The organism is Caballeronia eucalypticola (assembly GCF_047608185.1).
GTDB lineage: Bacteria > Pseudomonadota > Gammaproteobacteria > Burkholderiales > Burkholderiaceae > Caballeronia.
Genome location: NZ_JBLKRU010000020.1, coordinates 85,034 through 97,449, shown reverse-complemented (window position 1 = coordinate 97,449; position 12,416 = coordinate 85,034). Strand labels below are relative to the sequence as shown.

The following is a 12,416-nucleotide window of genomic DNA, read 5'->3' as shown; positions in this document are numbered from 1 at the left end:
TTAGTGTTTCAGACCGCCATAGCGGTCCTCGCGGATCACGCGCGGCGTGATTTCGCGCGCCTCGATCGTCACTGGCTGGTACACGACGCGCTTCTCTTCCGGGTCGTAACGCATTTCGACATAACCCGACACCGGGAAGTCCTTGCGGAACGGATGGCCGATAAAGCCGTAGTCGGTGAGAATGCGGCGCAGGTCCGGGTGGCCTTCGAAGACGATACCGAACAGGTCGAATGCTTCCCGCTCATACCAGTTCGCGGACGACCAGACGTCGACAGCCGACGGCACGATGGGCACTTCGTCGTCCGGCGCGAACACGCGCACGCGCAGACGCCAGTTATTCGCGATCGAAAGAAGATGGAGGACGGCCGCGAAACGCGGGCCTTCGTAGGCGCCTTCGCCGTAAGTGGAGTAGTCCACGCCGCACAGGTCGACGAGTTGTTCGAAGCCGAGCGAACGGTCGTCGCGCAGCTTGAGGATCACGTCGGCGTAGTTCGCTGCCTTGACGACGATGGTCAGTTGCCCGAGCGACTCGGTGATGCTATGCAGGCGGTCGCCGAACGCCGCCTCGAGGTTCGCTTTCAGGGTCTCGAGTTTGCTTGCCATATTGGGGAGGCTCTGGCCTTGGTGACGCTTAATGGGACTTCACGGACTTCAACGCCGGGACTTCAATGCCACTGACTGACGTGCTTATGTGCGCGCGCACTTTCCGGCGCACATACTAACGACAATTACTGACGAGCGATGGTGCTGGTGCGGCGAATCTTCGCCTGCAACTGAATCACGCCATACACCAGCGCTTCAGCCGTCGGCGGGCATCCGGGCACGTAGACATCGACCGGTACGATCCGGTCGCATCCGCGCACTACCGAATACGAATAGTGGTAATAACCACCGCCGTTGGCGCACGAACCCATGGAGATGACCCAGCGCGGCTCGGCCATCTGGTCGTAGACCTTGCGCAGCGCGGGCGCCATCTTGTTGCATAGCGTGCCGGCGACGATCATCACGTCCGACTGCCGCGGACTTGGACGAAACACGACGCCGAAACGGTCCAGATCGTAGCGGGCAGCACCCGCGTGCATCATCTCGACCGCACAACACGCCAAGCCGAACGTCATGGGCCACAGCGAACCCGTGCGCGTCCAGTTAATCAGTTTGTCAGCCGTGGTGGTGACAAACCCTTCCTTCAAGACCCCTTCGATACTCATTTGCTTTCACTCCAGATGAGCAGCCAGCCAAAGCCGCCCAGCAATCCGGTGATCTTCAACCCGCTCAATACTGCATCACTCCCAGTCCAGCCCACCCTTTCTCCAGATGTAGGCGAAACCAAGCAGAAACTCGAGCAGAAAAACCATCATTGACAGGAAACCAGGCCAGCCGACATCGCGCAGGGCGACGCCCCACGGAAACAGGAACGCGGTTTCGAGGTCGAAAATAATGAACAGAATAGCGACGAGATAGTAGCGCACATCGAACTTCATACGAGCGTCTTCGAATGCTTCGAAGCCACACTCGTAAGGTGCGTTCTTTTCGGTGTCAGGCTTATTGGGACCGAGGATCTTACCGATGCTGACCAGCGCGATACCTAAACCGGTGCCTACGACAAGGAACAGCAAGACGGGATAATAGGCTGAGAGATTCACGACTATCCTCAAATCGGTTTGATCTGGTGTGCCGGCCGGGACGACTGCCCCGCCGATTTTCAACTAAAGCCGAGAAACATGCACAAGAGACCTTGAGCAAAATCACTCGCCAGAAGTGACAATGCCAGCCGAAGCAATGCATGCGGCTGGCATTGGATAACTTTTGGTGCCGACGGCGAGACTCGAACTCGCACAGCTTTCGCCACTACCCCCTCAAGATAGCGTGTCTACCAATTTCACCACGTCGGCACTGTCTTGCAATCCGGAAAAACAACTTCTTATTGCCGGGAATCGCTTCAAGAACAAAATTATAACCGGGTTAACCAGTTTGTTCAACGCACAAAAAGCTATCCAGGCGAAAAATTATTTCGGAACGTCAGAGCCCGGACCCGACGATGCAACCGGTGCCGAAGCCGCCGCGGAACCGGATACGCCAACGGCCGGATGCGCGACGGGCGCGGTCATTGCCGCCCCGCCCAGCAAGCCTGCGGAGGCTGCCGGCTTATAGCTGCCGAGGTACGTCAGGGTCAGTGTCGAGATGAAAAACACGGCGGCGAGCACGGCCGTTGTGCGTGACAGGAAGTTGGCCGAACCGGTCGCCCCGAAGAGACTTCCCGACGCGCCACTACCGAACGCCGCGCCCATATCAGCACCTTTGCCGTGCTGCAGCAATACCAGTCCGATAACACCAAATGCCGACAACAACTGGACGACAATAATCAAAGTCTTTAAATACAGCATTACGTTCACCCGACTCTTTAATGTTCACGCGACACTGTTGCGTCACGCTTTTAATGCTTACATTTTCGAAAGCTGAAACTCGGTAATTAAACCGAAACGTTTTGTGCCGCCTGGCAAATCGCAAGAAAATCTTTCGACTTCAGCGATGCGCCGCCAATCAATCCGCCGTCAATGTCCTGTTGAGCGAATAATTCTTCCGCGTTTTCCGGCTTGACGCTGCCGCCGTACAACACCGGCACGTCCGCCACTGCCGCGCCCTTGCCTGCCAGTTGCGCGCGCAGGAATGCGTGAACCTGTTGGGCTTGCGCCGCCGTCGCGCTTTTTCCCGTGCCGATCGCCCAGATCGGCTCGTACGCCACGACCATCTTCGCCGCCTGGGCTTCGCTCAGCACCAGCAACACCGCTTCCAACTGCGCGCCGATCACTTGTTCTGTCAAACCATTGTCGCGCTGCTCCAGCGTCTCACCCACGCACACGATGGGCGTCAACCCTGCCTCGAGCACTCGCTGCGCTTTCACCGCGACCAGGCCCGAATGCTCGCCATGATAGGCGCGCCTCTCCGAATGGCCAACGATCGCGAATGTTGCATCAAAATCCGCCGCCATGCCTGCCGCGACTTCACCTGTATACGCGCCCTGCGTGTGGGCTGACACGTCCTGCACACCCCACGCGACCACCGATCCGCCCAGCAGCGCCTGCGCTTGCGCCAGATACGGCATTGGCACGCAAACCGCTGCACGCACGCCCTTCTCCAACGTCGCGGCGCCAGCGGCGACTCCTTGCATCAAGACCGCATTTTCAGCCAGACGGCCGTGCATCTTCCAGTTTCCGACTACCAGTTTTGCGCGTTTGGCTTGTTCTTTCGGCATTTGTCTCGTCGTAGCAGCGAGGCTGCCGATCATTGAAATAGAAAATGGAACTTTCGGACGCAACGCTCCAGCACAACATGCGATTTTACTGTGCCCGGCGGAAATCGGTCAAACAACGTGCTCAATCAGCGTAGTCAAACAGCAAAACCAGATCGCCGTTATCCGGACTCCGCGCCCAGCCTTCAGGCAACCTGGCTCCAGTCCAGCATGATCTTGCCGATATGCGTGCTGCCTTCCATCAACGCGTGAGCGGCAGCGGCCTGATCGGCTGGGAAAACCTGGTGAATGACCGGCTTGATCCGTCCTGCTTCAATTTCCGGCCACACCTGCGTCTTCAATTGCACCGCAACCTTCCCCTTGAACGCGATTGAGCGCGGCCGCAAGGTGGAACCGGTAATCACCAAACGCCGGCGCAGCACTTCGTTGAGATTGATCTCGGCCTTCGATCCGCCCAGGGTTGCGATCACCACGACCCGGCCGCCATCGGCCAGCGCCTTCAACTCGCGCGGAAGATAATCGCCCGCGACCATGTCGAGGATCACGTCCACACCTCGGTCATTGGTCAGCGACTTCACGACATCGACGAAATCTTCGGTGTTGTAGTTGATCGCGCGTTCCGCGCCCAGCGTTTCGCACGCCTGACACTTTTCGTCGTTCCCGGCTGTCACGAACACGCGATGTCCCAGCGCCTTTGCGATCTGGATAGCCGTCACGCCGATACCGCTCGATCCGCCCTGGATCAGCAGCGTTTCTTCGGCACCGTTCTCGCCCTTGCCCAGATGCGCGCGTTCGAACACGTTGCTCCAGACCGTGAAGAACGTTTCCGGCAGCGACGCCGCCTCGATGTCCGTCAACCCCTTCGGCACCGGCAGGCATTGCTCGAGCGGCGCACACGCGTATTCGGCGTAACCGCCGCCGGCGAGCAGCGCACACACGCGGTCGCCTGCCTTCAGCCCGAACGGATTGTGCTTCGGATCGAAGTCGCCGCGCACGATCTCACCCGCCACTTCCAGCCCCGGCAGATCCGACGCACCCGGCGGCGGTGCATAACCGCCCTTGCGCTGGAACACGTCCGGACGATTCACGCCCGACGCCACGACCTTGATCAGCACTTCGCCGGCCTTCGGCTCGGGCATGGGGCGCTCGCCCAGCTTCAATACGTCGGGCGCGCCGAACTCGGTGATTTCGATGGCTTTCATCTGCTTGTTCCCTTCAAGTCACACGCACATAACACCGAGACATAACTCCATGGCATTGCAGGCTCACTCGGACAAAACATCAGCCGAAACCCGCAATAACATCGAATCACATTTGAACCTTCATCTTCCACCGACAAATTCAAAAACTGCCGGCACGCAAACGTCACGCGCCGGCCATCCCGAACTTACCGCATTACTGCTGTGGCGGCTGGATCGGTTCGATAGGCGCGCCGCCTTCGTTCAGCAAAGCCTTTGCTGACAAACGCACACGACCCTTTTCGTCTGTCTGAATGACCTTGACCTTCACGATCTGGCCTTCTTTCAGGTAGTCGTTGATGTCCTTGATGCGCTCGTTCACGATTTCCGAGATGTGCAGCAGACCATCCTTACCCGGAAGAATATTCACGATCGCGCCGAAGTCCAGCAATTTGAGTACCGGACCTTCGTAGACCTGACCCACTTCCACTTCAGCCGTGATGTTCTCGATGCGCTTCTTCGCTTCCGCCATGCCTTCGCTGCTCGTGCTTGCGATGGTCACCACGCCGTCATCGGAAATATCGATGGTCGTGTTGGTTTCTTCGGTCAACGCACGGATCACCGAACCGCCCTTGCCGATCACGTCGCGGATCTTTTCCGGATTGATCTTCATGGTGATCATGCGCGGCGCGTAGTCCGACAGGTTCGTGTTCGTGCCCGGAACCGCGGTCGTCATCTTGCCGAGGATATGCATGCGGCCTTCCTTCGCCTGTGCGAGCGCGACCTGCATGATTTCCTTCGTGATGCCCTGGATCTTGATGTCCATCTGCAGTGCCGTCACGCCTTGCGCCGTGCCCGCCACCTTGAAGTCCATGTCGCCGAGGTGATCTTCGTCGCCCAGGATGTCAGTCAACACTGCGAACTTGTTGCCTTCCAGGATCAGGCCCATCGCGATACCCGCGACGTGCGCTTTCATGGGCACACCAGCGTCCATCAGCGCGAGACAGCCACCGCAAACCGATGCCATCGACGAAGATCCGTTCGATTCCGTGATTTCCGATACAACGCGGATGGAGTAACCGAATTCGTCGGCGCTCGGCAGCACTGCAACCAAAGCGCGCTTCGCCAGACGGCCGTGACCGATTTCACGGCGCTTCGGCGAACCGACGCGACCCGTTTCGCCGGTCGCGAACGGAGGCATGTTGTAGTGAAGCATGAAGCGTTCGCGATACTCGCCTTCGAGCGCGTCGATGTTTTGTTCGTCGCCCTTCGTGCCCAGCGTCGCGATCACGAGCGCTTGCGTTTCGCCGCGCGTGAACAGCGCCGAACCGTGCGTACGCGGCAGCACGCCGGTACGGATTTCGATCGGGCGGACGGTGCGCGTGTCGCGGCCATCGATACGCGGTTCGCCGTTCAGGATCTGCGTGCGGACGATCTTCGCTTCGATGTCGAACATCACGTTGCCGATAGTCGCCTTGTCAGCCGGCGTCTGGCCTGCTGCCACTGCGTCCTCGGTCAGCTTCGCGGTCGTTGCTGCGTAGACTTCCTTCAGCTTTGCGGTGCGAGCCGATTTGTCGCGGATCTGATAAACCGCGTTCAGGTCGGCTTGCGCCAATTCCGTCACGCGGGCGATCAGCGGCTCGTTCTTCGGGGCCGGCGTCCAGTCCCACTCCGGCTTGCCACCTTCGGCAACCAGTTCGTGGATTGCGTCGATAGCAACCTGCATCTGGTCGTGGCCAAACACCACGGCGCCGAGCATGACTTCTTCGGTCAGTTGCTGCGCTTCCGATTCCACCATCAATACCGCGCGTTCCGTACCGGCCACGATCAGGTCGAGCGCCGATTCCTTCATCTGCGGACGGGTCGGGTTCAGCACATATTCGTTGTTGATATACGCAACGCGGGCAGCGCCCACCGGGCCGTTGAACGGCAAGCCGGAGATCGCCAGAGCCGCTGATGCGCCGATCAGCGCAGGAATGTCCGCGGGCACATCCGGGTTCAACGACAGCACATGAATTACTACCTGCACTTCGTTATAAAAGCCTTCCGGAAACAGCGGGCGCAACGGACGGTCGATCAGGCGCGAGATCAGCGTTTCGCCTTCCGACGGACGGCCTTCGCGACGGAAGAAACCACCCGGGATCTTGCCGGCTGCGTAGGTCTTTTCCAGATAATCGACGGTCAACGGGAAGAAATCCTGGCCCGGCTTTGCCGTTTTCGCGCCGACAACCGTCGCGAGCACCACGGTATCTTCGATATCAACGATTACCGCGCCGCCAGCCTGACGTGCGATTTCACCTGTTTCCAGGCGAACGTTGTGTTGTCCCCACTTGAATTCCTTGACGATCTTTTTAAACATTCTCACTCCTTCTTCGTTATGCCTCGCGTGTTTCCTACGTGTTGTCGTGGACTTCGGAGCATCCGGAGCCCATGCACACGGTAAAGAAACGGCGAAGCCAAGCGATGACCGGAACCACACGAGAGAGGGGTGTATGTCATTCCAACGCAACACGACACGCGATGCGCATGACGCGCTGGAATGACACAAAGCTCTGCCGCGAGGCCCGGTCCTGTAGTCGAATCGGTTTCCGATCCGGGGTTGGCTTTAATGCAAGCCTTCGATAATTCCCGCTACTTTCACTTCTGCGCCCATGAAGAGCGCGCCGTTCAAAAACAAAATGCCTGTATCAGCAGACTGACACAGGCATTTCGTTGTGTACGCTGGCCGCTTACTTGCGCAGGCCCAGCTTCTCGATCAGCGAGCGATAACGATCAGCGTCTTTGCCCTTGAGGTAATCGAGCAGCTTACGACGGCGGCTCACCATGCGCAGCAGGCCGCGGCGGCTGTGGTGATCCTTCGTGTGAGTCTTGAAGTGAACGGTCAGTTCGTTGATACGGGTGGTCAGCAGTGCGACTTGCACTTCTGGCGATCCGGTATCGTTAGCGGCGCGCGCATATTCTGCGACGACGTCGGACTTCTTTGCATGAGTAACTGCTGCTACGGTCGACATTTGATTTTCCTTTGAAACGGACAGGCGGTCACGGAAGAAGGGCCGTGCCGTGGGTTTTCTACATTCTTGAATCAAGCTCTGATTCACTCACCGCGCGAGGTTCTATAAGGGTTTTGCAACCCCTTTCCCATACGGCAAGTCGCGAATTATAGCACAGCGGTTTTTGCCGTCGACCCGGTTCGACACGACGGATGAAATGATGCAATAGGCCTGCGCCCAAGCTTTCTGTGATGTTGCTTTGTTGTTACGACGCCGGGCGCTTCATCTGGCACGTGGTCGGCATCGCGGTCTGGGCTGCCGGGATCTTCAGCAGAGTCCGGAAGCCAAAGCTTGAGCCTTCGTTGTCGAAACGAACGCCTGCCGTCCCCGCCTTATCCATTTCCATGACATAAAGGGGCTGGATCACCTGGTGATCGGCGGCGCGCATTTCCATCGTCTGGAAACCCTTGTCGAGCTTTATCCCTTCCAGCGCTCGGGCGACTGCAGCCGGATCGGCGCTGCGCGCCTTCTCCATCGCCTGCGCGAGCATCTCGACCATGAGCGGCATGCGCAGGAAGAGGTAGTCATCGGCGGCGGCAGGAAAACGGGCCCGAAAGGCCCCGTAGTAGGCGTCGGATGCACTGCCACCCACGTTCGGATGCCAGTCGGCCACCGCCACGACGTGTTTTACGCCCGCGTCGCCCAGCGCGGCGGGCGCGCCCAGGCTGTTGCCGTAGAACGTGTAGAAATGCGTGTCGAGCCCTTGCTCCCGCGCAGCTTTGACAAGCAATGTCAGGTCATTACCCCAGTTGCCGGTGATCACCGCGTCGGCGCCGCTTGCGCGGATCTTGGCAACGTACGGCGCGAAGTCCTTCACGCGGCCGGCGGGGATGAATTCATCGGCGGCAATTGTTATGTCCGGACGGCGTTCCTTCAGCGCGCGCTGGGCTTCGCGGCTGACATCGTGGCCAAAGCTGTAGTCCTGGTTGAACAAATAGACCTTTTTCACCGATTGATCGCGCTGGATGACATCGGCGAGCGCGTTCATGCGCATGCCGGCGTGGGCATCGAAGCGGAAATGCCAGAAGCTGCAATCCGCGTTGGTGAGCGCGGGGTCATCGGCGGAATAATTGAGGAACACCACCCGATGTTCGGGATCACGCGCATTTTGCTTGTTGATCGCGTCGATGAGCGCCGCGGCAACCGCCGAACTGTTGCCCTGCATGACAAAGCCAATATTCTGGTCGATAGCCGCACGCAACTGAACCAGGCTGGCTTCGCTGCTGCCCTTGCCGTCGAGAACCACCAGCTGCAGCGGGTGTTTGCCGTCGGGCAAGGTAACGCCACCGTTCGCGTTGACGCGCTCGACACCAAAGCGCACATTGCGCTCGACGGCTGCGCCCGCGTTCGCGAACGGACCGGACATGCCTTCGATCATCGCGATACGGATAGGCGGCAAACTCGAATTGGCGTCCGCCGCGCACGCGGGAGCGACCAGCTGGCCGCCAACGCATGCGGCCGCCAGTAATGAACCGCACAGGCGCTTGCCGACCCGCGACGCGCGACCGAGCGGCCGAAACCATCGTGCCGGCAGGAACCGATCACGTGCGTTCAGAAAAACCACGCGCGGCAAGCCGAGGCCGAAACCCATACAGTCCATTTCAGTTCATCCATCGAAAAATGACAGCAAAGCGAATCGCGGATCATAGGGCGTTCGGCACGCTGCGCGCAACCGCCCGTGGAAAATGCGAACGCAAATGGAATAGCCGCCCGAGCCTGCACGTTCCATCTACATGCTCTAAGTGCACGTCGATCGAAACCGCCCGGCTATCCCGCATGTCAAAATAAGCAATACGGCGCAGATCAGCAGAAAAACCCGCGACCAATCGGATATCGCGCCGATACGAATACGAAGGAGGCTTCGATGTTGAGCAAGGCAATACGAAAACCCGCCGCAGCAATGGCACTCGCCCTTCTGCTCACGGCATGCGCCCAGCCATGGCAGAACTATCAGGCAGGCGCGGACTCGTCGACGATCACGGCCAGGCTCGGGCCGCCAAGAGAGGTCTACGACCTGCCGAACGGCGGGCGCCGCCTGATGTGGCCAACGCAACCGCTGGGCGAAGTGACGACGGCGGCGGATATCGATGCATCGGGGAAGATCGTGAGCGTGCGCCAGGTCCTCGATGAAAACGAGTTCTTCAAGGCGCAGATTGGCACGTGGACGCGCAAGGACGTGTTGCTCAACTTCGGCCGCCCGGTGGAAACGTCCTACTTCCCGTTGATGAAACGCGAGGTCTGGACGTACCGGTACATGGAGGCGAACTACTGGTACATGATGTACAGCTTTTACTTCGACGATCAGGGCACGCTGCGCCTGACGCAAAAAACGCCCGACCCGCTCCACGATCCCGATCAACGGAATTTCTTCTGATATTGCTTTTAAACAGCGAAGAAATCTTTTGTCGACGAAAAAATGCCGCTCGGAAAGCGGCATTTTTTTCGCGTCTTCATTGCCGGAAAATTGTCGTGGAACGTAATTCGTCACGTTTCGTCGCGCCGCAGCAATGACGTTGAAAGTTTATTTCCAGCGATAATTTCGCCGTTGCAGTGTCGTACCTCTTACGCTTTTGGAACTGATACCTATGAATCGACCCGAACGCATGCTGGCTGAAAACGTCGGCTGGGCGGCGGAAGTTGCCGCCAGCGACCCTGATTTCTTCGACACCCTGGCTCAGGGCCAAAGTCCAACCGTCCTGTGGCTGGGCTGTTCGGACAGCCGCGTTCCCGCCGAAACCATCACGCATTCGAAGCCCGGTGATCTATTCGTCCATCGCAACATTGCGAACCTGTTTTCACCGGACGATGACAACACCATGAGCGTCCTCGAATACGCGGTGAACGTCCTGAAAGTGGACGACGTCATTGTGTGCGGACACTACGGCTGTGGCGGCGTGCGGGCGTCGTTGCTGCCGCTGTCCGACGCCCTGCCCCACGTCAATCGCCGCATTGCCCCGCTGTGTGCGTTGGCTCGGACCCACGGCAGCGAACTCGACGCGCTCGGCACAATGGATTCGCGCATCGACCGGCTATCGGAACTGAGCGTGCTCGAACAAGTGAGCGCGCTGCGTGAGACGTCCATCGTGCGCGACGCCGAGCATCCCCCGCGCGTTCACGGCTGGATTTTCGGTCTGCGCGATGGGCGCATCAAGGTGCTGTCGTCTGGAGAACCCGCCGGATCTTCGAACACTTCTCGTCATTCATCGTGACTATAGTAGGTGTACTGATGACTGATCCGTGGATCGGAATCCCGCAGGGTATTGCATGCAGTATCGGACGGGCTATTCAGCTCCAATAAAAAACGGCCCTCGCTTGTGGCGGGAGCCGTTTTTAACCGATAAAGCGCCGGATACGCGCCTCGTTCGACCGAGTCAATTCACGAAATCAAAGCGAGGAAAGCTGCGGATTGAGCTTCTCGACCTTTGAATGCAGCTTGTTCAGCGCCGCGAGATAAGCCTTCGCCGACGCCGCCACAATGTCCGGGTCCGTGCCCACGCCGTTCACGATCCGGCCGCTCTTCGACAACCGCACGGTCACTTCGCCCTGAGCCTGCGTGCCGGTGGTGATCGCGTTCACCGAATACAGCACCAGCTCGGCGCCGCTCGTCACCTTCGATTCGATCGCGTGGAGCGTGGCATCGACCGGACCATTGCCGCGTGATTCACCGTGCACTTCAATACCATCGACAGCAAACACCACGCGTGCATGCGGCTGCTCGCCCGTTTCCGAGTGCTGCGCCAGCGACACGAAGCGGAAGGTTTCCTTCGCCTGCATTTCCGCGGATTCTTCGGAGACGATCGCCATGATGTCTTCATCGAAGATCTCGGATTTACGATCGGCAAGTTCCTTGAAGCGGACGAACGCGGCGTTCACATCTGTTTCCGATTCGAGCGTCACGCCCAGATCTTCCAGGCGTTGCTTGAACGCATTACGTCCTGACAACTTGCCGAGCACGATCTTGTTGGTCGACCAGCCCACGTCTTCGGCACGCATGATTTCGTAGGTATCGCGCGCCTTGAGCACGCCATCCTGGTGAATGCCCGATGCGTGCGCAAACGCGTTCGCGCCGACGACAGCCTTGTTCGGCTGCACGACAAAGCCGGTGATTTGCGAGACGAGCTTCGACGTCGGCACGATATGCGTTGTGTCGATACCGAGCTCCAGCCCGTAGTAATCCTTGCGCGTTTTCATCGCCATCACGACTTCTTCGAGCGCCGTATTACCCGCGCGCTCGCCCAGACCGTTGATCGTGCACTCGACCTGACGCGCGCCGCCGATGTGCACGCCGGCCAGCGAATTCGCGACCGCCATGCCGAGGTCATCGTGACAATGCACGGACCAAATCGCCTTGTCCGAATTCGGCACGCGTTCGCGGATGGTCTTGATCAGGTCGCCGTAGCCCTCCGGCACGGCATAGCCGACCGTATCAGGGATATTGATGATGGTCGCGCCTTCATCGATCACCGCTTCCAGCACGCGACACAGGAAATCGAGATCGGAACGGCTGCCGTCTTCCGGCGAAAATTCGACGTCATCGGTGAACTTGCGCGCGAAACGCGTGGCAAGACGCGCCTGTTCATAGACCTGATCCGCGGTCATGCGCAGCTTCTTTTCCATATGCAGCGCCGACGTCGCAATGAACGTATGGATGCGGAAGTGATCGGCAGGCTTCAGGGCGTCGGCGGCGCGCTGGATGTCTTTATCGTTGGCACGGGCGAGCGAGCAGATCGTGCTGTCCTTGATCAGGCCGGCAATGGTATGGATCGCGTCGAAATCGCCGTTCGAGCTGGCAGCAAAGCCTGCTTCGATCACATCGACCTTCATCCGCTCGAGTGCCTTCGCGATCCGGATCTTCTCTTCCTTCGTCATCGACGCGCCGGGGGATTGCTCGCCATCACGCAAGGTCGTGTCGAAAATGATCAGTTTGTCTGCCATGTC

General features: G+C 59.0%; 12 protein-coding genes and 1 tRNA gene. 2 read left to right on the top strand and 11 right to left on the bottom strand.

The window, feature by feature from the left end:
- From ACMX25_RS22680 to ACMX25_RS22635, 10 genes are all read right to left on the bottom strand, one after another.
- Positions 1 to 603, bottom strand: coding sequence for an NADH-quinone oxidoreductase subunit C (locus tag ACMX25_RS22680; RefSeq protein ID WP_414952307.1), 603 nt, complete (start codon positions 601 to 603; stop codon positions 1 to 3).
- A gap of 125 nt (positions 604 to 728) precedes the next feature.
- Positions 729 to 1,208: a NuoB/complex I 20 kDa subunit family protein gene (locus ACMX25_RS22675; protein WP_027819582.1), complete on the bottom strand. Its 480-nt coding sequence runs from the start codon at positions 1,206 to 1,208 to the stop codon at positions 729 to 731.
- 75 nt (positions 1,209 to 1,283) lie between these two features.
- Entirely contained in the window at positions 1,284 to 1,643 is a 360-nt protein-coding gene (locus ACMX25_RS22670) for an NADH-quinone oxidoreductase subunit A (RefSeq protein ID WP_299719831.1), read from the bottom strand.
- Between the two features lie 164 nt (positions 1,644 to 1,807).
- Positions 1,808 to 1,892: transfer RNA gene (locus ACMX25_RS22665), tRNA-Leu, on the bottom strand.
- 114 nt (positions 1,893 to 2,006) lie between these two features.
- Positions 2,007 to 2,384, bottom strand: coding sequence for a preprotein translocase subunit SecG (gene secG / locus ACMX25_RS22660; RefSeq protein WP_414952306.1), 378 nt, complete (start codon positions 2,382 to 2,384; stop codon positions 2,007 to 2,009).
- Positions 2,385 to 2,470: 86 nt separating this feature from the next.
- Entirely contained in the window at positions 2,471 to 3,253 is a 783-nt protein-coding gene (gene tpiA / locus ACMX25_RS22655; RefSeq protein ID WP_414952305.1) for a triose-phosphate isomerase, read from the bottom strand.
- 182 nt (positions 3,254 to 3,435) lie between these two features.
- Positions 3,436 to 4,452 (bottom strand): NAD(P)H-quinone oxidoreductase, encoded by a 1,017-nt coding sequence (locus tag ACMX25_RS22650; RefSeq protein WP_414952304.1) that lies wholly within the window; start codon positions 4,450 to 4,452, stop codon positions 3,436 to 3,438.
- A gap of 193 nt (positions 4,453 to 4,645) precedes the next feature.
- Positions 4,646 to 6,793 (bottom strand): polyribonucleotide nucleotidyltransferase, encoded by a 2,148-nt coding sequence (pnp, locus tag ACMX25_RS22645; protein WP_414952303.1) that lies wholly within the window; start codon positions 6,791 to 6,793, stop codon positions 4,646 to 4,648.
- A 364-nt stretch (positions 6,794 to 7,157) separates the two neighbouring features.
- Positions 7,158 to 7,439 (bottom strand): 30S ribosomal protein S15, encoded by a 282-nt coding sequence (gene rpsO / locus ACMX25_RS22640; RefSeq protein ID WP_414952302.1) that lies wholly within the window; start codon positions 7,437 to 7,439, stop codon positions 7,158 to 7,160.
- A 244-nt stretch (positions 7,440 to 7,683) separates the two neighbouring features.
- On the bottom strand, positions 7,684 to 9,078 hold the full coding sequence (locus ACMX25_RS22635; protein ID WP_414952301.1) for a branched-chain amino acid ABC transporter substrate-binding protein: 1,395 nt from the start codon (positions 9,076 to 9,078) through the stop codon (positions 7,684 to 7,686).
- A 264-nt stretch (positions 9,079 to 9,342) separates the two neighbouring features.
- Between ACMX25_RS22635 and ACMX25_RS22630 the strand changes: the two genes are divergently transcribed.
- Complete coding sequence (locus ACMX25_RS22630; RefSeq protein WP_414952300.1) at positions 9,343 to 9,852, top strand: hypothetical protein; 510 nt, start codon at positions 9,343 to 9,345, stop codon at positions 9,850 to 9,852.
- 211 nt (positions 9,853 to 10,063) lie between these two features.
- The gene (locus ACMX25_RS22625; RefSeq protein ID WP_414952299.1) at positions 10,064 to 10,687 is read left to right on the top strand and encodes a carbonic anhydrase; all 624 of its coding nucleotides are present in this window, start codon (positions 10,064 to 10,066) and stop codon (positions 10,685 to 10,687) included.
- A gap of 175 nt (positions 10,688 to 10,862) precedes the next feature.
- Here the strand turns inward: ACMX25_RS22625 and ACMX25_RS22620 are convergent, their stop codons facing one another.
- Positions 10,863 to 12,413, bottom strand: a complete 1,551-nt coding sequence (locus tag ACMX25_RS22620; RefSeq protein WP_414952298.1) for a 2-isopropylmalate synthase — start codon at positions 12,411 to 12,413, stop codon at positions 10,863 to 10,865.
- Positions 12,414 to 12,416: the final 3 nt, after the last annotated feature.